The sequence below is a fragment of the Virgibacillus sp. genome, from assembly GCF_013393565.1.
GTDB classification, from domain to species: domain Bacteria; phylum Bacillota; class Bacilli; order Bacillales; family Amphibacillaceae; genus Virgibacillus; species Virgibacillus dokdonensis.
This window is the reverse complement of sequence record NZ_JABXHF010000025.1, coordinates 1-22,875: the sequence shown is the minus strand read 5'-3', so window position 1 is coordinate 22,875 and position 22,875 is coordinate 1. Positions and strand designations below refer to the sequence as shown.

Genomic DNA, 22,875 nt, shown 5'->3' with positions numbered 1-22,875 from the left:
TTTAAAAAGCATGAACGAGGGATTATATACATACTTTCATTTTGTTTTTATGCATCTATCCGTATGAGCTACCTCCTAATTTGTTGTATATTCATAATAATAATGAATCGGATAAAACAAACCTACTTTTCCATGCTTTTCATCATCTAATGTCGCAAAGATAATTCCAATCACTTCTCCAGATTCATTTAATACAGGGCTGCCACTATTTCCACGATACACCGGAGCTTCGATCATTACCACTTTTTCTTCCCATGTGCTAAGCGATGCGTAATCAATAATTTTCCCTTCGTTGGCAATTCCATTAAAATTTAGCGGATTACCTATAAAACGAATCGGTTGATCTGGTTGCACAGCTGTCTCTTTGGCCAATTTCAAAAATGGGATATCTTTTACATCTGCTTGCAAAACGGCTAAATCAATAGTTGGGTGCGTTTCCTTTACTTCTGCTTCATGTAATCCATCTTCTGGAAAAGCAACGGCAACTTTCTCTTCCCCTTCTACCACATGGTAATTTGTTAAAATGATCCCATCTGATGTTATGGAGAAGCCTGTACCTTTAGAGTCCTTTGTTTCAATCGTTACAACTGCTTGTTTGTACGTTTGTACATCATCCTGTAACGAGAGCTTGGCTGACTTGTAAAGAAAATCTATCGCCGGAATAGAAAACGTCTGAGGAAGAAGAGCAACAACATTTAATAATAGCATCAATGCAATTAGCCAGAACACCCATTTAGGAAATGGACGCTTTGAGCGTTTGTTCTCTTTAGCTTCTCTTTCTCTTGCCAGTGCTTTCTCTTTTTCCTTCTGCACAAGTTCATATAGTTCTTCTTCATCTATTTCTTCATATAAATCTTCATCTATAATATCATGCTTTTGCTCTTCATTTTTATCCATAAGCCACCCCATAACATGAATGATTCCTATTTTAAACAGCAGATTTACTACTTTGTTGCATCTGATACATGTGATAATAGATACCTTTTGCTTGTAACAAAGTATTATGATCTCCCTTTTCTTTTATCGTACCATGATCTAATACAAAAATGGTATTAGCTTGTTGGATGGTTGATAATCGATGTGCAATCACCAATGTCGTACGCCCTATTTTAAGAATTTCTAAAGCTTTTTGAATCATTGCTTCTGTCTCCGTATCAATATTAGCGGTAGCTTCATCTAATATAAGAATTGCAGGATCAAAAGCGAGTGCACGTGCAAAGGATATTAGTTGCCTCTCTCCTAATGAGAAAGTCGTGCCTCCCTCACCAACTTCTGCTTCATACTGATTTGGAAGCTTTTCAATAAATGTGTCAGCGCCAACTGCCTTTAACGCTTGTTTTGCTTTATCAATTGAAATGGCAGGATCATTCATCGTTACATTAGAAATAATTGTTCCCGAGAATAAAAAAGGGTCTTGAAGCACAATTCCCATATAACTTCGAGTTTGTTGTCTGGACCAATCAAGTGTTGAATAGCCATCAATGGTGATTATTCCTTGTTGTGGATCATAAAACCGAAACAACACATTCATAATGGAGCTTTTTCCTGAACCCGTATACCCAACAAAAGCTGCTGTTTCGCCAGGTTTTATTTCAAATGAAATATCCCGGAGCACATAATCTTCCTCTTTATAAGCAAACCATACGTGATCAAAACGAATATGCCCGTTATAACGCTCCACTTTGTCGTCAGTTACATCTTCCCCTTTATGATCTAATAAAGTAAATACACGACTTCCTGCAACCCTTGCTTGCTCAATTAGAGGTAATTGATTCACAATATCAGTAACCGGTTCAAATAGCCGCGTTAAATAATCGGTAAACGCATAAAGCAGACCTACAGATATAGCACTTGTCGGTTCTAACGATGCAGAACCAAAATACCAAATAAAACCAACAAAAGCAATATTTCGAAATACAGTCACCAAGTTATACGAAGTTAAAGCACTTAATTTCACCAACTTACGCTGATAGATAAAATGTTTTTGATTTAACTTCTCAAACTCTTGCTTTGTCTTTTTTTCTCTTTGGAATGCTTGAATAATTGGCATACCTTGAATTGCTTCATTAATATTTCCATTAATTTCACTTATCGTTGAACGGATCACTTGATTGTATTTCGTACCAAAATGCTTATATAACTTCATCCATCCCCAAATTAACGGTATTAATAGTAAACACCATAAAGCAAGTCGCGCATCCAATATAAACAGGGCTACAAATATTCCTGCCATATAGATAACACTTGTAACTATAATCGATAATACACGTTCATATAAATCTCGAATTGCCTCGGTATCATTTGTAATTCTAGCTACGATCTTACCAGCAGGCTGATCGACAAAATAATTAATGGGAATGCGCTGTGTATGCTCAAATAAGTCATTTCGCATCTTTCTGACAATCTGATTAGAAGCTTTTTGCAATAAAAAAGTTTGATAAAATTGAAAGAAACCAGCGATAACTAATAATCCCACATATAAGCTAAGCAAATAAAGAATAGGTCTTTGTTCTGGCTTAAAAAATGGATAGATTTCTGCTAAGGACAATTTATTAGCAGTAAATTGTTGCTCAGATTCGGCAGTTTTTACCGTGAGCGTATCATCTTGAATTTGCCTTTCTCCCTCAAGCGGTACGACATCATTAATAAAATAATAGCTTGATCCTACTGCTAAAATGGTAACCATACCTTCTGAAGTTGCTTCACCTCTTTCCATTCGGTCTGATCGTTTAAAATGTTTGCTTTTATACTCCACTGTATAGCGGTCATCTTGCTCTCTTACATGATTCCAAGTTCCTTCTATGCCTAAAATATGCTCATCTATAACCCGCTTAGCAATTAATGGCCCCGCAAGTTCAAGAACGACGGCGATAATTAAGCATAATAAGCCAATTAAAATTTGTTTCTTAAACGGAAAAGCATATGCAGCTAATCGTTTTTCTGTAGACATTAGCCTGTCACCTCCACCTCATGAAGCTGCTGTTGTACATATTGGGTGTAATACCAACCTTGCAGCTGCATCAACTCATCATGTGTTCCCCGCTCAACAATCTTCCCCTCTTGGAGCACGATAATATGATCTGCATGGGTTACAGCAGACAGTCGGTGAGCGGCAATAATTGTCGTTTTATTTTGCCTCTCTGCTCGTAAATGCTCTAAAATGTTTGCTTCTGTATTCCCATCCACAGCTGATAAAGAATCGTCTAGTATAAGGAGTTCAGGACGCTTAATAAAAGCTCTCGCCAAGGCGACTCTTTGCTTTTGACCTCCTGATAAAGTAACACCGCTCTCTCCAACTTGTGTATCTAACCCATTTGGGAGCTGTTTTATATCATTTAAGAAATGGGCGAGCTCCATCACTCGAAATATTTCTTCATCGGTTGCGTCTTCTTTACCAAACTGAATATTTTCTCGAATTGTTTTCGAGAACATCATTTGATCCTGAGGAACATACCCAATCCAAGAGCGAATCGTATTCAAAGATAAATCACTCACATTTACATCTGATATACGAATCTCTCCTTTAACTCCTGGATATTGACGTAATAATAATTTAAATAAAGTTGTTTTTCCCGCCCCTGTTTTCCCAACTACCCCAAGCGTCTCTCCTTGTTTAATTTGAAAAGACACCTGTTCTAATTGATTTTTATCCGTGTTCGGATAAGCAAACGAAACATGGTCAAATGTGATAGATGTTACTTTTTCTACATGTACGGGCACATCCGACTCTGTTACATCCGCTTGATAATTTAATATATGGTTTATTCGATCCAAGGAAGCATTTCCTCGTTGTAAAACATTAATTAACTCCCCTACGGCAAACATAGACCAAATAAGCATACCTAAATATACGTTAAATGTTACTAAATCCCCTAATGTTAATACATTTTCAAAAACAAGCAAAGCTCCATACCCAAGTCCAATCGTGTACGACAACCCGACAAGAATTTTCATCGTCGGTTCAAATAAAGCATCAATTTTAGCTACAGCAATATTTTTTTCATATACATCTTTTGTGCGTTGTTCAAAGCGCTTCGCATCATATTTCTCCTGCACAAATGCTCGAATTACCCGAACGCCTCTAATGGATTCCAATACTTCGTTATTCATTTCTCCAAATGCTGCTTGTGCTGTGGAAAATCGTTTATGAATAACAGCGCCATATTTATTCATCACTATAGCCATAATCGGCAATGGAATAAGCGCGACAAGCGTCAGCTTCCAACTAATTGTAAAGCCCATCATTGCAATGATCATAAGCATAAAAATGCTAGAATCGACCAATGTAAGCACACCAAAACCAGCTGTTAAACTAATTGCTTTTAAATCGTTCGTACTGCGTGCCATTAAATCTCCAGTTCGATATTTACTGAAAAATATTGGTGTCATGGATAAAAAATGCTGCATCAGTTTACTACGCATCCATTTTTCTAAAATGACAGCGCCACTAAATAGTGTGTAATCCCATAAAAATGAAATGGAATAATGAATGATGATTAAAAGTACGTAGCCGACAATAATAGCTGTCAACAATTGTAATGTTAATGTTTCAAATTGAATTTGATCAATGGTATAACCAGCAATTTTGGGCGGGATCAACCCAATAGCGCTAGCTATAATTAGTGAAATAATAGCAAATACATACCGTTTCCAATAGTACCTAAAAAACCAATTTAATTTTTTAAAAACACGAAACATAATACTCCTCTTTTCTTTCCAAGGCTTTTAGAATGTTACCTCAAGCGAATTCCCCCACACAAAACCCATAGTAGTTTTTACAGCATTAGAAAAATTTAGCTTATTTTTAAATTTTAAGGCAGTGGTTATTGTTTTGCATATACTATAAAAATGTAAAATTTTGATACTTTCCTATAGTGCAAAAAAATGCGCATTCATCTATGACGAATGCGCATTTTTGAAAAGCATACGAATACACTTTTCACATAAAAAGGTCACAGATAGACGTGACCTTTTTTCGTAAATAAGTCTATTAGTTGATTGTTAAACAGACTCCGCTTGAGGCCACAAAATAATACGTATGTTGGTTTGTTGTTGTTTGAAATAATTGTTTTTTCATCATTGTGACCTCCCTTCCAGTTTTAACTAATTATAGATGGATATATATTGAAAGTCAATATAATTTTTCATATTTCTTATTTCCCCACTTCTTCTAAAATAGCTAATACTCTTTCACGGGACTGCTCTGTTTGATATTGCTTCATTGTATCTAGCATAATTGGTGCATGTTCTCTTAATAAATCAAGTTCTTTCACTAATGTTTCTTCTGTTAAAGATTCTTCTTCCAATACACGAGCGTACCTTTTTTCTGCAAAAGATTTGGCATTAATAATTTGATCACCACGGCTCGCTTGTCGTGATAAAGGAATGAGTAACATTGGTTTCCGTAAAGCTAGAAATTCAAAAATTGCATTCGAACCAGCTCTCGATAGAATAAAATCACTTGCTGCAAATATATCTTTTAATTCATCATGCACATATTCAAATTGCGTGTAACCTAGTTTATTAATGCTACGATCTATCTTTCCCTCTCCGCAAATATGGATGATTTGAAAAGTAGAAAGTAATTTTGGTAAACTTTGACGAACTGTTTCATTAATCTTTTGTGAACCACCACTACCTCCCATAATAAGAAGCACAGGTTTCTGGCTATTTAAACCAGCTATAGTGCGCCCACGTTCCTTTTCTCCTTGAAAAAGTTCATCTCGAATAACCGCTCCGACATACTCTGATTTTTTTTCTGGTAAATACTTCATTGTTTCCGGAAATGTCGCCAATACCTTTTTCGCAAAAGGCATAGCAATTTTATTTGCTAAGCCTGGTGTATAATCAGATTCGTGGATGACCGCTGGAACAGCTGTTAATTTTGCTGCTAATAAAACTGGTACAGATACAAACCCTCCTTTGGAGAAAATGACCTTTGGCTTTTGTTTCCTTATAATTCTTACTGCTTGCCACGTTCCTTTTAAAACTTTAAATGGGTCCTTTATATTTTCAACAGAAGCATAACGTCGTAATTTTCCCGTAGAAATAGGGTGATAGGTCACCCCTTCCAGCTTTTCAATTAGCTTACGTTCAATGCCCGTTTTTGAACCAATATAATCAATTTCCCAGCCTTTCTCCTTATAATACGGAATTAAAGCTAGATTAACGATTACATGCCCAGCGGTTCCACCACCAGTAAATAAAATACGTTTATGTGTCATAAGATGAATATCCTTCCTTTCCAAGTCATTCATAAAGCGTTATAATGTCTCTTATATGTGTGTGTTTTAGAAAAACTTGGCTTGCCGCCAAGTCTCATAGCGGAAGCCTTCGTTTTTCTTATACTATAATCAATAATAATTTTTATACTTTCCTATAGTGGAACAAAGACTCAGGGCGCCCATTTAGCAACATAGCGACTGGAATCGAATCAACTAAAGTTTTAGGAAGCCTGCCACTAAAACAGGGGTATGCCGACGCACTAAGGCAAGCCCGTTTTTAGTTGTCCTTCCTATTTAGCACGAACCGATGGTGACTTAGCTTAGTGTGATTTCGTGAAGTTGCCTATAGTTGCTGGGCGCTGGAGCCGGACGTGGCTATTCCGTTAAATCTGTATCCCAAAGCAACAATTTTATACTTTCTTATCTCTTAGAAAAACTGCGCTTGAATGAAAAAGAAAATCGTTTATACAAATTTAGTAAAAGTTAAGTTTTTGTCCTTTGTTATTAAATGATTCGTAGCACAAGTCTTCATTTATATACTAAATCACCTTTTCTCATGGTCTTTTTCATCAAAATATGGCTATTGCCAAGCTTTTATGGAGCGAGAACGGCGCCGTTATGCTTATACAATAAAGCTTTGCGCTTTCCTATCGTATAAATAAAACGTTGGAAGAAAATTTACGTCCTCTTCTATCCTAATAAAAATCACATAAAAAAGGAAGAGAATTATATGTATCATACAACAAGTTTAAGCGAAAAATTAACCTTATTTATTACGATTGTTATTCCCATTTTAATTACCCAAGTAAGTATGTATGTAATGAATATTTTTGATACGATGATGTCTGGTCGCGCAAGTGCAGCAGATTTAGCTGGGGTAGCAATCGGTTCCAGTTTATGGGTCCCTATTTTTACAGGAGTTAATGGCATATTATTAGCTATTACTCCCATTATTGCCCAATTATTAGGAGCAAAATCAGAAGAACAAATTAGTAAGAAAGTGAAGCAAGCGTTGTACCTTTCTATTACACTTGCCCTTTTCGTCTTTCTATTTGGAGCCATACTTCTTGACCCCATCTTGCAAATAATGGATCTTGAAAACGACGTTGAACACATAGCAAAATTTTATTTAGTAGCACTCAGTACAGGTATTATTCCGTTGTTTATTTTTAATACATTACGAAGCTTTATCGACGCGCTTGGTCAAACCAGAATCTCTATGTTTATCATCCTACTGTCCTTACCATTAAACCTAATCTTTAACTACATGTTTATTTTTGGTAAATTTGGTATACCTACTTATGGCGGTATCGGTGCGGGAATCGCTACATCAATCACTTATTGGCTTATTTGTCTTATAGCGTTCGTTGTTATTCATCGACTGTATCCATTTCGCAAATTTTCTATTTTATCTTATTGGATCAAACCATCGTTTAAAGCATGGTGGGGACAATTAAAAATTGGCGTGCCTATTGGAGCTGCGATGTTTTTTGAAACGAGCATTTTTTCTGCCGTAACTTTATTAATGAGCGCATACAGCACGTATACCATTGCAGCTCATCAAGCAGCCATGAACTTCGCTTCCCTTTTATATATGATTCCCCTTAGCGTTGGCATGGCATTAACAATTGCAATTGGCTTTGAAGTTGGAGCTAAGCGTTTCGATCAAGCGCGTATATATGGGTATATTGGAATAAGCGGTGGAATTTTCATCGCATTATTTGCTGGCTTGGTGATCTATTTTACGAAAGATTGGGTAGCTCTACTTTATAACTCTAATCCAGAAGTAGTTCATTTGACTAAGCATTTTCTGATTTACGCTATTTTCTATCAACTAGCTGATGCCTTCGGTGCGCCTATTCAAGGAGCGCTTCGAGGATACAAAGACGTGAACGCTACATTAGTGATCGCTTTCATTTCCTACTGGGTAATTGGCTTACCTGTTGGTTGGCTGCTAGCGAATTACACTGCTTTAGAACCTTTTGGTTATTGGGTCGGAATTATTACTGGACTATCATGCGGAGCTATAGCATTATTAACACGCTTATTGTATTTACAGCGTAAGTGTAAGAAAAAGATGCATGCGTAGATTTTCTTTTGCTAACTTGTAGCTCGGGATGCTCTTTCCTTGTTTAGCAAAAAACTTGACTTATTGCTAAATTTTATGACGAAAACCATCCTTTTGTTTATACGCTTATATCTTATTAATAGTACAAAAACTGTCCTAGCAATAAAGCTTAGGACAGTTTTTAATAACAAAACTGCAGGTGTAGTAAACTTCTATTTTATAAAAACATTCCTACAACAGAAGCGGATAAAATAGAGGCTAGTGTTGCTCCAATTAAAAGTTTCATTCCAAAACGAGACACGCTAACAGCTTTTTCTTCATCAATTCCTTTTACAGTACCAGCAATAATACCAATAGAAGAGAAGTTAGCAAAGCTGGTTAGAAATACCGTAACAATACCGATTGTTTTTTCCGACATATCCCCCATCGCTTGTTGAAATTGCAGCATAGCGACAAATTCATTTGTCACAATTTTCGTACCCATAATAGAACCTGCTTGAATAACTTCACCAGGAGAAATTCCCATCAATAAACCAATAGGATATAATATATAACCTAGTATTTCTTGTAATGTTACACCAGCGAAGATCAATTGAATAAGCCAGTTCACTAACTCAAGGGAAGCAATAAAAGCAATTAGCATAGCTGCAACAATAAGGGCAATTTTTCCACCTTCTAACGCACCATTTCCCATTGCTTCAAAAATGCTTTTCTCTTTACTAACGTTTTTTATGTCTACAACGTCTTCTTCTTTTGGTACATTGACCGGTGCAATAACAGAAGCAATCATTAAAGCACTGAACATATTTAACGGAAGTGCGACTAGCACGTATTGTGGTGGAAGCATTTGTAAATATGCACCAACAATTGATGCTGAAACAGATCCCATCGCGGAAGCACTTACAATATAGAGCCGATTAGCATTTAAATGATGAAATTGAGACCGGATTGCAATCAAGGCTTCAGATTGCCCGAAAAAGATACTATTTACCGCATTAAATGATTCTACTCTAGGCAGTCCAGTAACTTTAGAAATCAGCCAACCTAAATATTTAATAATTGGTGGCAAAATTTTCAAATATGTTAGAACAGAAAGCAAGGTAGCAAAAAAGACGATTAAAAGTAGAACGTTAAAGAAAAAGACGCCACCCTCTTGTAGTTCAAATCCTCCTACAACAAAACTGATTCCCACATTACCAAATTCAATTAATTTATTGAATCCATCTGAAATCTTTTTAATAATCCATTGTCCAACACCCGTTTCAAACATAAACAGTGTAATTAAAATTTGAAAAATCAACATAATTCCAATCGCTTTATAATTAACATTTTTCTTATCATTCGACATTAAAAATGCTAACCCAAGTACAACGACAATGGCTAATAAACCTAGTAAAATATGCAAGGTGTTTTTCCTCCCTTATTTTGTAACTGTTTTCATAACTTCTTTTAAATCCATTCTAACAAGTTGTCTGACGTCATGCAAGTGATTGTTTTTTCTGTCAAATCACCCATTTTTATATGTATTTATTGAAAATCCGACAGCAATTAGCAAAATTAGCGTCATCTCTATAACAAAACTTATTAGCTATTATTTCCACGCAAATATTTTCCCTAGTTTTCCTATTTATTAACCTTATATTTCATTTAACTCACCATCGGGTTAAACAGCTTTACAAAGTAATGCTTTCATTAAAAATTAGTTTTTTATCTTATCTTAAAGCTCTTTTGCTCGCAAAAGGTATTAACGAAATACTAGCATTTACTTCTCTATTTCCCTCTTACGTAATATCTTAATTTTTTTCCTTTGCTTATAAGGATTTCGAAAACTAGAAAACCCCCGTTTCGCAAAGAAACAGGGGTTTGATTTTAGTTTCCATTATCCTTCTAATAATAAATCGTAAGGATCTTCTAATAATTGTTTAACACGAACAAGGAATTGTACCGCCTCTTTGCCATCTACAATACGGTGATCATAGGATAGCGCTAAATACATCATTGGACGTACTTCGATACTATCATCTGGCATCACAACGGCACGTTTTTGAATATTATGCATTCCTAGAATCCCTACTTGAGGTGCATTTAGTATTGGTGTGGAAAGCATAGAGCCAAATGTTCCACCATTTGTAATCGTAAATGAACCACCTTGTAAGTCACTCATTTCTAGCTTCTTATCACGCGCTTTCTTACCTAAATTACCAATTTCTTTTTCCACTCCTGCAAAATCGAGACGATCAGCATCTCGTACTACAGGAACTACTAAACCATCTTCTGTAGATACTGCAATACCAATATCATAGAATTTCTTCATCACTATTTCATTACCTTGAATTTCTGCATTAAGCAATGGAAAATCTTTTAATGCACCAACGACAGCTTTTGTAAAGAAAGACATGAAGCCTAACTTCACACCATGCTTTTCAATAAACTTCTCTTTACGTTCACTACGCAGCTTCATAACATTGGTTAAATCTACTTCATTAAACGTTGTAAGCATAGCAGCTTCTTGTTGTACTTCAACTAGACGTTTAGCAATAGTTTGACGGCGACGGGACATTTTAATTCTTTCAACAGGCTTATCAAACTCTATTTTCTCGATAGGCTTCTTCTCTTCTTTTTGCTCACTTGATTTTGCTGTACCTTTCGCAGCATCTTCCACGTCTTCTGGGCGAATGCGACCTAATGGGTCACGTGGGCTCACCTTACTTAGGTCAATACCTAGCTCCCTAGCACGCTTCCTAGCAGCTGGTGAAGCGATTACGTCAACGCTTGTTTGTGTCTCTTCTTTGAAGTCTTTTTTCGCTTCTTCCTTTATGTCTTGTTTAGGAGAGGCTTCTGTCTGCTTTTCTTCTTTTGCATCAGCTTGACCTTGAGCAGATTCTGTATTTACACTTCCTGCTTCTGCATTTTCGTCAATTTTTGCAATGACATCGCCAACTTCTACATCATCGCCTTCGACTTGAATTATTTCTGTAATTACACCAGAATATTCAGAGTTTACTTCCACATTCACTTTATCTGTTTCTAGCTCAACAACTGGATCGCCTTTTTCTACTTTATCCCCTTGTTTCACTAACCATTCCGCAATTGTTCCTTCTGTAATAGATTCAGCTAACTCTGGTACCTTTATTTCATTCATTAGAATCTCCTCCTTGTGATGGGGCTATTGCTTCCTGAATAATCTGCTTCTGTTCTGTTTTATGCACATTCGGTTCACCTACTGCTGGAGATGAACGGTCTGGGCGACCAATATAGCGCAACTTCTGCCCGTCTTGTAGCAAATCTCTTAAATAATCGTCAACAAAGTCCCAAGCCCCCATGTTTTTCGGCTCTTCTTGGACCCATACAATTTCCTCTAAATTTGGCAACTGCTTTATTTCGCTCGCTAATTGTTCTTTAGGGAACGGATATATTTGTTCTACCCTGAGTGCCCGCAACCAATCAAATTTTTCTTCTGAATGTGCTATTTCTTCTTCGATATCTACCATTATCTTACCACTACCTAGAAGTAAGCGTTTCGCATTTTTCTTGCTTACTTTTAAGTTAGGTTGATCTCGTAACGATAGGAACTTACCATTTGTAAATTCTTCTGCTGATGAAGCCATTCGCTCATTTCGTATTAAACTACTTTTTGGTGTCATTATGATTAACGGTCTAGCTTCTTCACGATTCCGCAATGCAGCTTGACGGCGCATTAAATGGAAAAATTGAGCAGATGAAGTAACATATGCTACAATCCAGTTATTCTCTGCTGCCATTTGTAAAAAGCGTTCCAAGCGAGCACTGGAATGTTCTGGACCTTGACCTTCATAACCGTGTGGAAGCAACATGACCATATTCGATTTTTCTCCCCACTTCGCCCGAGAAGAAGAAATAAATTGATCAAATACAACTTGAGCCGCATTGGCAAAATCTCCAAATTGCGCTTCCCAAATAACAAGTGTATTTGTTGCTTCAACACTATACCCATATTCGTACCCTAGCACACCCGCTTCAGACAACGGGCTGTTCCGAATGTCAAAAGAAGCTTTTGCATCATCTATAATATGCAGGGGGCTAACTTTTTCATTTGTTTCCACATCGTGTAACACAAGATGACGATGCGCAAAAGTTCCTCTTTCTGAATCTTGTCCCGTTAGTCGAATTGGGATGCCGTCTCGTAAAATAGAAGCATATGCTAAAGCTTCTCCAGTTCCCCAATCCGCTTTTTCCCCATCATTAAGCGCATTCTCACGTCGTTTTAAAATACGTTCTAGCTTTCTGTTGCTGTTAAAACCTTCAGGTCGTTTCAACAGCCCTTTGTTTAGGGATTGTAACGTTTCTAAATCAATAGCTGTTTCAAACTGATCCAAACCATTTTTCAAAGCTTTTGGCATTGGCTTTGGTTCGCAATCTCCTGTTTCATTCTCTTTCATATTATTATAAATGTCCCGCAGCTTGGACTCTGTTTTTTGCTTCATTTCTTCCAACTGTCCATCATTAATAATCCCTTTTTGTTCCAAGTCATTTGCAAAAACTTGTGAAACGGAAGGATGATTATCAATTAAACTATACAAATCTGGCTGAGTCATTCTTGGTTCGTCCATTTCATTATGACCATAGCGACGATAACCAACTAAATCAATAAGAAAATCTTTATGGAATTTCTGGCGATACTCGTAAGCAATTTGAATAGCTGAAATACAAGCAATTGGATCGTCTGCATTCACATGGATAATGGGAATTTCAAAACCTTTCGCGAGATCACTTGCATATCGAGTAGAACGACCATCTTCTTGATCGGTAGTGTATCCGAGTAAATTATTAGCAATAATATGCAAGGAGCCACCAGTCGTATAGCCTGGTAAACCACTTAAATTTAAAGTCTCTGCAACCACACCTTCGCCAATAAACGCCGCATCTCCATGAATTAATACAGGAATTGCTTTATTTATATCCTGCTTAGGATAGCCTTTTTCATAACGAGAATCTTGCGCTGCACGTGCAAAGCCTTTTACAACCGGGTTAACAAATTCTAAATGTGAAGGGTTGTGTGCTAAACGAATCCGTGTCGCTCCCTCTTTCACATCTGGTTCCTTTGTTGCACCGAAATGATATTTCACATCACCTGTCCAGCCATAATTAATGCCGGTTGAACCTTCAGAAGGTATCAATTCTTTATTTGGCGAATGGTGAAACTCCGAGAAAATTTTATCATATGGTTTTCCAAGAATATGTGCTAAAACAGCAAGGCGACCACGATGAGCCATCCCCATCATAATATTCTCTACTTTGTCCGCGCTTGCATTTTTTACAATCTGATCAAGCATAGGGACCATGACTTCTAACCCTTCAATAGAAAAACGCTTTTGACCAACAAAGGTCTTTTGTAAAAATCCTTCAAACCCTTCTACTTGAGCAAGTCGGTCAAGCAACTGAATTCTCTCGTCATTTGGTAGATTAAGCCTTGCCTTACCAGTTTCAATTAGATCCATTAACCAATTGCGTTCTTCTTCGTTATTTACATGATCAAATTCAAACGTAATTGTGCCAGAATAATACTTTTTCAACTCTTTTACTACATCTAATCCATTTTTTACATGGCTAGGAGCTTTTTCCCATAACCAAGAAGCTGGAATGCTCATCAAGTCTTCTTGTGTCAATCCATAGCTTTCTGCATCTACTAAGTTAGACGTTCGTTCACTTCTTCCAACTGGATAAATATCTGCCACGAGATGCCCGAAACGTCGAATAGCCTCAACAAGTTTCATTGCTGAGGTAAGTTTCTTCACATCGTCTATGGATGTAGCTTGAGCTTCTGCTACAGTTGAAACACCTGCTTGGGATAACCATTGAGGGGCTCCATGCTCATCGAACATCTTTTTAATGGATGGATCTACTGCCTCTGGATCCGCTTTGTATAAATCATATTGTTCTTCTACATACCCCATGTTAGGACCATGAAATTCTGACCAGAATCGCTCATTGGATTCTTCATTTTGTGCCACCTTTTATACCCCCATTAAAAGTTACGTTATCCGTATGAAACGGTATACATTATTCACTGTTCATTATAGAACTGCGTACCTATTACTTCAACTAATATACCCTATTTTGTTAGCGGAAACAACAGCCTGCTCGAACGTTTTATATAATTTAAATTTTCTAATGATTTCTTTAATAAAAGCGATATATTTTTGCTATACGAATTTAACCGTTGTTCATTACATTTATATTTCAAAATTCATTCATTTGCGACCATCACAAACGTACATTTTATAAACAATATTAAATGGAGAAAAATATTCGTTTACGATACATGTTGTTTCATTTTCACTAATCATTCGTTATAATAGAATCACTAGAAATTATACTGTCTGTAAACAAAAGGAGGATGACAAGATGAAGTTAGCATTAATATTAGGGGTAGCTATTGTATTTATAACTTCTTGTTTCACTGCGGGGTACGAATCAAAACCAGGTATGCCGAGAAAACAACAAAGGACATAACATTCCTATTGCGAGGTTATAGGACACCTCTATTTGAACAAAGGCGTAAGCGTCCGTTAGCGACGTAGCGAATGGAACGCATCAACGAAAGATAAAGTAATTATGCCACTAAAACAGGGGGTATACCGACCGACGTCAGCATACCCGTTTTTAGTCGGCCTTCCTCTTAGCGACGAACCGATGATGACTTAGCTTAGGGCATTCGTGTAGTAAGTCGCCTCGTTGCTGGCGATGGAGCCGGACATGGTTATTCCGTTATTTCCTTATCTCCAAGCACCTCATTTTATACTATCTTATTTTGGTAGAAAAACCGGTCTATCACCGAAGTCTTTATGACGATAGCCGCATTTTTTGTTATATTATAAACCCTAAAAATCTTATACTTTTCTATAGTGTAAAAGAAGTGAAGCAAAGGCGTAGTAACTAGGGTGGTTACTACGCCTTTTGACACATTTAAATTTTTTTTTGTTTAAAACGCGCTACACAAAAATGATAGGATTGCAATGTTCAGAGTGATGTCTGTGAAATAACACCCAACTTTTATTTAAAAAGCAGGAAGCAATAAAGTACAACGGGGAGACAACTACTTTACCTTGCTGGACTTTCTCCATATTAGAATAGCCCAGGAAATCCTTGTTGCCTTAAAGCTTCGTAAATAATAATCGCCGCAGTGTTGGATAAGTTTAATGACCTCACTTTATCCCCCATATGAATGCGTAAACAACGGTCTTCTTTCCCTTCTAATAATTGCTTTGGTATGCCATTTGTCTCCCTGCCAAACACAAAGAACAACGGTTCACCCTCGTCACTAAAATCAAAATCGGTATAATGATTCGTCCCAAAGTTTTCAATATAATAAAAACTTCCTTCTGGATATGCTTCATATAAAGCTTGAATGGACGGATATTCACGGATATCTACATCATGCCAATAGTCTAATCCTGCTCTACGTAGCATTTTATCATCTGTCGAAAACCCAAGCGGGTGAATTAAATGAAGTGTTGCATTGGTTGCTAAACATGTTCTTGCGATATTGCCAGTGTTAGCTGGAATTTCTGGTTGGTATAATACAACATGTAAACTCACTATTTTCTATTCTCCTTACTTCTTAATCCAGTGTTTAGTATAGCACTACTTTTTTCATTGGTGAAGCTATCCGTAAGAAGTAGTAACTTTCTTAGAAAAAATTAAAGTCAAATCTTATGACGAAAAACACTACCTAAAATACTCTCTATTATAGTATTAGAAAAATACAGCTTGTGATCACGCCTCAAAAAACGGCAGTGCAAATAAAATATTACTCTACTTATATTACCTAAACCTCGGGTACAAGGAAAGTTATTCTATGTGAATACGAAAAAACTTATATTGAATGTCAGGTGTCCACGCTGTTGAATCTTCATACGACCAATAACGGTTACGGCTATTATCTGTATGTGCATTGACAAGTGGCATCCCATTTGCATCTTTGGCGACTACAATTGTATTGTGGTCCCATCTCCCATCTCCGGAAAAATCATAACAAATAACATCACCTGGTATAAGTTGTTCAGCAGTTTCCATTTCTTCCCCTCTTAATCCGCTTGTCGCTCCAGCTAAATACCAGCGTAGTGAATGTGCAACTGCCCAACTAAAACTCCAATTGGTAGCTTGATACCACCATCCCCGCTCGCGAACAGGAGCACCATACATTGGCGCACCACCCGCATATAAACATTGTGATACATAGTTCGTACAATCTACAGGAAATCGACGATAGGCAGGATTATAATCATTCCACCAACGTTCTGCATATTGTACCGCAGCCTGACGATCGTATTTACTTCTCCTATTTAAAGAAGGGCTATTGCTTTGCTTAAACATGTCCGTCTTAACGAGGTCTTCCTGTTTGTAGTCATGGCGACGATGCGCTTGCATATTACCTTGGTGGTCTTTTTTAAACACATATGGAGTGACAGACTCTTCTAAATATAGTTGCTCTTGCTGCTTAATAAGATACTGGACATGTAGATGATACTGGTGAAAATTCTCTTGTTCATAACGTAATTTACTGTATACATGCCCATTTCCTTTAATTTGAATAATTTCAGCACCTCGCTCAGCGAATAATGCTTGCTTCCTTGCCCACCAATCATTTTCATTTCGATCTATTGCAAAAAAATCTTGCCAATATCTTTTAAGTTGTTCCATGAAAAATCCCCTCCATATGAAAGTATATGGAGGGAAAGCTTGACACATCATCATTTTTTACATGGTAGGGGCTACGTTCATGAATGATATACATTTTCAAAAGCAAGTCCTTTTTCCATTTCCACTAGCACCTGTTCATCCTTTTCTTCTAGCATCGCTTCCCTTATAGCTTGGAAAGCTTCTTTTGTGCCAATTTTCCCTAAGGACCAAGCTGCGGTTCCACGTATAACAGGCCGAGGATCATTTTTCATTACTGTTATCATGTCTGCTACAGCCGTTGTATCTTTATAGTGTCCTAAAGCAATGAGTGAATTACGCTGAATTGGCTTTTTACCACGCCACGAACCTGAAATATGGCCGAATGTCTGTTTAAATTCGCGGTTTGATAGTTTTAACATGGGAATTAACTTTGGCTTTGCGACCTCATGCTCTGGCTCAAATTCAGGATGATGATGAAAGTCTACTTTTAGATTTTTCGGACAAACCATCTGGCATGTGTCACAGCCATATACACGATTACCAATTTTTGATCGGAATTCATCTGGTAAAAAATCTTTTGTTTGCGTTAAAAAGGCGATACATCGCTTGGCATTAAGCTGCCCACCTTGCACAATCGCTCCTGTAGGACAAGCATCTATACATTTCGTACAAGATCCACAGCTATCATCAACAGGCTCATCTGGCGTAAACGGGACATTGGTTATGAGTTCTCCTAAATAAACAAATGAACCGAACTCTGGAGTTATAATTGAGGTGTTTTTCCCACTAAAACCAATACCTGCCCGCTCTGCAACAGCCCGATCAGATAGTTCACCCGTGTCCACCATCACTTTATTTTTTCCATTTGGGACTCTTTCTTGAATGAAAGACGTGAGCTTTTCTAATCGTTCTCGCATGACAATATGATAATCAACGCCCCAAGAAGCTCTAGCAAATAATCCACGACGTTCTTCTTTTGTACTTCTTGGTGCACCTTTCATGCGGGAGGGATACGCTAAAGCAATAGAAATAATTGATTTCGCTTCTGGTAATAAGCGAGTAGGCTCCGTTCTTTCTTCTATGGAGCCTTTTTCGAAGCCGGACTGATAATCCAATTCTTGCTGTCTGCGCAGTCTCTCTTTTAATTCGGTAAACACATCAGCTGAAGCGAAACCAATTTTATCAATCCCAATCTGTTTACTGTATTCAATTATCTCCTGCTTTAGTTTATCTGTGTCCATGTCGTCTCCTCCTAATGCTGCTTCACAACAGCTGTACGCATGCGATTAATCACTGCTGCAATTTCAAACTTACGTGGTCTTGCTAAGTCTCCTGGATGCTGCTCTGGAAATGCGGTAAAAGAAGCAAGTCCTCGTTTATTCATTTGCCCTTCCACCTTATCTAACAGCTCGGGTAATGCTTGATTCGTTAGCTTATTCTGATTATCTAAGTGTTGGAGAATTTCCGCAATCATCCTTGTTTGTGAAGCATCCACCAACTGTTCTACCTCCGAAAAAGCAATATCTGTTGTTCCCATTATAATATGATTCAAGCCTTTAGCTTGAACTTTTGATCGTTTTCCTTTTCTCGTTTGTAAAGTCTGTTGTTGAAAATAGCGTTGCTCACTTTTTCGAATCAGAACGTCCACTTTTTCCTTTCTTTCTAACGGATATTTTTCTATAATTGCTTTTGCTTCCTTTGTAGCATTATCAGGAATGTAATTTTCTAAACGAATTACTGTATCCGCATGTGCAAAATAATCTCCAGAGCCACCCATAACAATAATAGTCGATACTACTAATTCATCTCGGAGTTGCTGAATCTTATCAATGAATGGCGTAATTGGCTCTTTGTCAGCATGAACAAGTAACTGCATGCGATGATCACGAATCATAAAGTTGGTCGCGCTCGTATCCTCATCAATGAGTAATGTAGTTGCTCCCGCTTCTAACGCTTCCATGACATTTGCAGCTTGGGAAGTACTTCCACTTGCATTATCCGTTGAGAAAAATGTCGTATCTTGACCATAAGGCAAGTTATTAATAAATGGGGAAATGTCTACCCCGGTTACTTTTCGACCATCTTCAACTCGTATTTTCACCGCAGCAGGGTCTGTTAATACATACTCTCTACCATCTCCTTGCACATGATTATAAACACCACGTTCAATGGCCTGTAATAATGTGCTTTTCCCATGATATCCACCGCCAACAATTAACGTAATCCCTTGTTTAATCGCCATACCTTTCATTGGCTCTTCCGTATGTGGAATGTCGATAGTGACCTCATTTTCAGGGGGACTTTGAAAAGGTATCGCTTGTTTTAATGGACGATTACTAATACCGCTCTCTCTAGGCAATGTAGAACCATTCGCCAAAAAAGCTACCCAGCCATTTTGTTTCATTTTCTGACGAATTGCCTCTTGCTGATCAGCAAGTTGTATAGACTGATTCACTGTTTCATCCTTCATAGCAAAAACAGATCGTTTCATAATAGACGGTAACGCTTGTGTAAATAGCTTTTCTGCTTCTTTTCCATTAATCTTTCTTCCATTAGCAGGTAGTCCAATTGAAATACAGACCGTTATGGATGTAGCATTTATTTGCACAGCCGTCCGCTCTAACTTTTCTTGTCCGGGACGATCAAATAAGATTAACCCACTTTTTCCCGATCCTTTGATAAACGTGGTTTGTTTAGCGACTGCATTTCCTATCCAACGTGCAAATACGTCTTCTGCGGCAACTTTTCTTGAATAGGTTTGAAGCCAAGCTGATCGGATGGGCCGTTCATTATTAGGAATAATAATGCGTATTTTAGAAGGTGAAGCAAACGGGTCACCTTGTACGTAATCAATCGCTAATTTATAATGATCTGCTTGATAATTTCCTTGAATACGCTTATACCCTTTATAACCTTTTCCGTCCAATTGTCTTAAAAGCTGTAATAAGTTATGCATACATACACCTCCATTAAATACATCATACAGTTTTATTATTTTCTACCGTTAAATTTTACATGTTCCCAGGTTAGAAGTAAAACAAACACTTACTTTATGTTTGGCAATGAATGATATTAGAAAAGCATGGTTTATTGCCTTTTTTCCGTGCAACTTGAAAGATTCATTGTCATTTATTATAGTACAACGTAAAAAACGCAATACTTCGTACCCTTACTAATACGAAATACTGCGTTAAGACATATGTATGGAGCGGATGAAGGGAATCGAACCCTCGTCATCAGCTTGGAAGGCTGAGGTTTTACCATTAAACTACACCCGCATCAAAAAATGTGTTTTTTTGACTGCAAAAATAATTATAGCAATTACTTTGTTATAAATCAAGGGGGAATTTCACTTTTTTCGACAAAAAGTTTACAAATTATTTACATTAGCTTTATAAAACAATCCTATTCCATTTTTGATACAAACTTTTAGTATTACAATGATAGCTTTATGTAGTTAGGTGATTTGTATATTTACAATTTAGGAAAGAAGTTATAGAATAGTCATAAGATTTAGGGAGGAGAGAAAGCATGACTGTATATCCAATCGTCATAGCACAGCAAAATTTCACGCACCAAGATAGCTTGCATTACCCGTTTGAGGAACGAGGGTTGCAATTTGGTGATGGTATTTATGAGGTCATTCGAATTTATAAAGGGAACTACTACCTTTTAAAAGAACATATGGATCGTTTATTTCGCTCAGCGGAAGCGATTAAAATTGATCTAAATATAACGAAAGAAGAACTCACTCGTCTGTTACTCAAATTATTAGAAAAGAATAAAATGACCACGGATGGAAAAGTATATTTACAGGCAACTAGGGGGTCAGCACCTCGAGATCACGTTTTCCCAGTAGATACGCCTGCAAATTTATATGCTTATGTCCAAGATTTGCCACGTCCTAGCGAAAAATTAAAGAATGGGATTTGCACGATTACAACCCCAGATGTTCGTTGGGAAAATTGTTACATTAAAAGTTTGAATTTGCTTCCGAACGTTCTTGCTAAACAAGAAGCAAAGGAAAATAATTGCTATGAAGCTATCTTACACAGAGGGGAACTTGTTACCGAATGTAGTTCATCCAACATTTACATAGTTAAAAATGGAGAAATTTACACGCATCCAACAACAAACCGCATCCTACACGGTTGTGTACGTATGCGTATTGAAAAATTTGCTAACGACCTTTCCATACCGTTTCATGAGCAAGCTTTTTATAAAGAAGCTATTTTTCAGGCAGATGAAGTTTTCCTATCCAGTAGCACATCGGAAGTAATGCCTGTCGTTCGAGTAAATAATCAGCACATTCAAGATGGAAAACCTGGGGCAATTACGCGAAAACTACAAAAAGCTTATGAATTAGATGCTGCTATTACAGAAAATAATATTACCCAAGCTTAATGTATTATCATACGAAGTCGTTTAAGGCTTCGTTTTTTTCTAACATTCTCAGCTAAACTGTTCGGTTGTCATCTCATTACAAGGGGGGGTTATTTTGAAAAAAGTCATGATTATAGGAAGCCCTGGTTCAGGAAAATCAACTTTAGACATTTAAGCGAATTATTGCATATCCCCGCTTATCCTATGGACACCATTTTTTGGCAACCTGGCTGGGTACCAATAAAACGGGAAAAACTTATTAAGGAAACTAAAAAGCTAATGGAAAAAGACACGTGGATTATTGACGGCAATTACAGTGCAACGATGGATATACGTTTGAAAGAAGCTGACACGATTATCTTTTTACATTTCTCCACCATTTGTTGCTTGTATGGAATTACGAAACGGCGCATCCAGTATCATAAACAAAAACGCCCTGACTTAGCTGCAGGCTGCCCCGAAAAACTGGATTGAGAATTCTTTCAATATGTTCGCAAGTTTAATAAGCAGAAAGCTCCGCACATCTACGAACTTCTAACGAACTATCCAGACAAACAGCAGATTATTTTCAAAAATAGATCCCAGTTACAAAAATTTCTTCAAGATAGTAGCTAAGTTCCCTAAAACACGAACCATTATAATGTCTAATGAAAAATCTAAATTATTTTTCATTAGCTAATTGATTCGGGAATCGAAATAGTTTAAACTATGGTTACATATTCGTAAAGGAGGGTTTTTCATGAGTTATAAACGAGCATTGCAAACAGAAGATATCTTGCAACTGAACGTTGTCAGTGACCCACAATTCACACCAAATGGTCAAGCTTTCACATACACTCTGACTACTATTAATGAACAAAATGAGTACGAATCACAGTTGATGTATCAAAAGTTAAAGGAAAAACAGACTATTCCTTGGACCTTTCACTCATCTAAAAATAGCAAACTACGATTTTCCCCTGACGGAAAACGAGCTGTCTTTCAATCTACTAGAAGTGGACGTCCACAATTGTGGCTACTCCACACAGTTGGAGGAGAAGCAGAACAGTTAACAACCTTCCGCCATGGTGCTATGAATCCCATGTGGTCAAGAGATAGCCAACATATTTTCTTTACCGCCTCCCTCGAACACGATGATGATATACATAATCAAACAGAGCCTTCGATAGAGGAAGAAAAGAAAGAAAAAGAAGCAAAGAAAAAACAGCCATTCATGATCAACCGTTTAAAATACAAATCAGATGCACAAGGTTTTCATAATGATACACGCTCACAAATCATTAGACTGTCAATAGATGATTCTTCCTTACTGCAAATAACAGACGGTGATGCCGACTATCGTTTGCAGGATATCTCACCTGATGGCACGACGCTTTTATACACGGCTAATCTAAGTGATCATGCAGATTATGAGTTAAATAATGACCTCTACTGTTTCCAAATTATTACAAAAGAAACAAACAAACTTACAGATGGGAAAGGTGTTTATCACGATGCTCGTTTTTCCCCTGATGGTAGTAAAATCGCCTGTTTCGGACA

Annotated in this window: 15 protein-coding genes and 1 tRNA gene; 4 read left to right on the top strand and 12 right to left on the bottom strand. The window is 37.2% G+C overall.

Annotation, left to right across the window (positions count from 1 at the left end; translation table 11 throughout):
* Nucleotides 1–75: 75 nt before the first annotated feature.
* From HLX49_RS07185 to HLX49_RS07170, 4 genes are all read right to left on the bottom strand, one after another.
* On the bottom strand, nucleotides 76–897 hold the full coding sequence (locus HLX49_RS07185) for a S1C family serine protease (RefSeq protein ID WP_296361091.1): 822 nt from the start codon (nucleotides 895–897) through the stop codon (nucleotides 76–78).
* A gap of 31 nt (nucleotides 898–928) precedes the next feature.
* Nucleotides 929–2,950: an ABC transporter ATP-binding protein gene (locus HLX49_RS07180; protein ID WP_077702992.1), complete on the bottom strand. Its 2,022-nt coding sequence runs from the start codon at nucleotides 2,948–2,950 to the stop codon at nucleotides 929–931.
* A complete protein-coding gene (locus HLX49_RS07175) occupies nucleotides 2,950–4,698 on the bottom strand; it encodes an ABC transporter ATP-binding protein (RefSeq protein ID WP_296361090.1) in 1,749 nt (582 codons plus the stop codon). Before HLX49_RS07175 ends, HLX49_RS07180 begins: the two co-directional genes overlap by 1 nt.
* Before the next feature lie 455 nt (nucleotides 4,699–5,153).
* On the bottom strand, nucleotides 5,154–6,224 hold the full coding sequence (locus tag HLX49_RS07170) for an undecaprenyldiphospho-muramoylpentapeptide beta-N-acetylglucosaminyltransferase (RefSeq protein WP_077702990.1): 1,071 nt from the start codon (nucleotides 6,222–6,224) through the stop codon (nucleotides 5,154–5,156).
* 730 nt (nucleotides 6,225–6,954) lie between these two features.
* On the opposite strand from HLX49_RS07170, the gene HLX49_RS07165 reads away from it, so the two are divergent.
* Nucleotides 6,955–8,313, top strand: a complete 1,359-nt coding sequence (locus HLX49_RS07165; protein WP_077702989.1) for an MATE family efflux transporter — start codon at nucleotides 6,955–6,957, stop codon at nucleotides 8,311–8,313.
* A 196-nt stretch (nucleotides 8,314–8,509) separates the two neighbouring features.
* Here the strand turns inward: HLX49_RS07165 and HLX49_RS07160 are convergent, their stop codons facing one another.
* The 8 genes from HLX49_RS07160 to HLX49_RS07125 all read right to left on the bottom strand — a co-directional run bounded on the left by HLX49_RS07160 (nucleotide 8,510) and on the right by HLX49_RS07125 (nucleotide 20,231).
* Entirely contained in the window at nucleotides 8,510–9,697 is a 1,188-nt protein-coding gene (locus HLX49_RS07160) for a NupC/NupG family nucleoside CNT transporter (RefSeq protein WP_077702988.1), read from the bottom strand.
* Nucleotides 9,698–10,171: 474 nt separating this feature from the next.
* Complete coding sequence (gene odhB / locus HLX49_RS07155) at nucleotides 10,172–11,434, bottom strand: 2-oxoglutarate dehydrogenase complex dihydrolipoyllysine-residue succinyltransferase (protein ID WP_101933666.1); 1,263 nt, start codon at nucleotides 11,432–11,434, stop codon at nucleotides 10,172–10,174.
* Nucleotides 11,427–14,282, bottom strand: a complete 2,856-nt coding sequence (locus HLX49_RS07150) for a 2-oxoglutarate dehydrogenase E1 component (RefSeq protein ID WP_077702986.1) — start codon at nucleotides 14,280–14,282, stop codon at nucleotides 11,427–11,429. The genes odhB and HLX49_RS07150 overlap by 8 nt, the downstream gene beginning before the upstream one ends.
* 1,114 nt (nucleotides 14,283–15,396) lie before the next feature.
* The gene (gene trmL / locus HLX49_RS07145; protein ID WP_077702985.1) at nucleotides 15,397–15,870 is read right to left on the bottom strand and encodes a tRNA (uridine(34)/cytosine(34)/5-carboxymethylaminomethyluridine(34)-2'-O)-methyltransferase TrmL; all 474 of its coding nucleotides are present in this window, start codon (nucleotides 15,868–15,870) and stop codon (nucleotides 15,397–15,399) included.
* A gap of 252 nt (nucleotides 15,871–16,122) precedes the next feature.
* The gene (locus tag HLX49_RS07140; RefSeq protein ID WP_296361089.1) at nucleotides 16,123–16,974 is read right to left on the bottom strand and encodes an amidase domain-containing protein; all 852 of its coding nucleotides are present in this window, start codon (nucleotides 16,972–16,974) and stop codon (nucleotides 16,123–16,125) included.
* 77 nt (nucleotides 16,975–17,051) lie between these two features.
* Nucleotides 17,052–18,194: a tRNA epoxyqueuosine(34) reductase QueG gene (gene queG, locus HLX49_RS07135; protein ID WP_296361088.1), complete on the bottom strand. Its 1,143-nt coding sequence runs from the start codon at nucleotides 18,192–18,194 to the stop codon at nucleotides 17,052–17,054.
* Between the two features lie 11 nt (nucleotides 18,195–18,205).
* On the bottom strand, nucleotides 18,206–19,909 hold the full coding sequence (locus HLX49_RS07130; RefSeq protein ID WP_296361087.1) for an ABC-ATPase domain-containing protein: 1,704 nt from the start codon (nucleotides 19,907–19,909) through the stop codon (nucleotides 18,206–18,208).
* Nucleotides 19,910–20,157: 248 nt separating this feature from the next.
* A tRNA-Gly gene (locus HLX49_RS07125) sits at nucleotides 20,158–20,231 on the bottom strand.
* Between the two features lie 253 nt (nucleotides 20,232–20,484).
* On the opposite strand from HLX49_RS07125, the gene dat reads away from it, so the two are divergent.
* The 3 genes from dat to HLX49_RS07110 form a co-directional block, all read left to right on the top strand.
* A complete protein-coding gene (gene dat, locus HLX49_RS07120; protein ID WP_077702981.1) occupies nucleotides 20,485–21,357 on the top strand; it encodes a D-amino-acid transaminase in 873 nt (290 codons plus the stop codon).
* A gap of 258 nt (nucleotides 21,358–21,615) precedes the next feature.
* Nucleotides 21,616–21,810, top strand: a complete 195-nt coding sequence (locus HLX49_RS07115) for a P-loop NTPase family protein (protein WP_237342714.1) — start codon at nucleotides 21,616–21,618, stop codon at nucleotides 21,808–21,810.
* 265 nt (nucleotides 21,811–22,075) lie between these two features.
* A partial coding sequence (locus tag HLX49_RS07110; protein WP_367112728.1) for a TolB family protein occupies nucleotides 22,076–22,875 on the top strand: 800 nt, incomplete at its 3' end.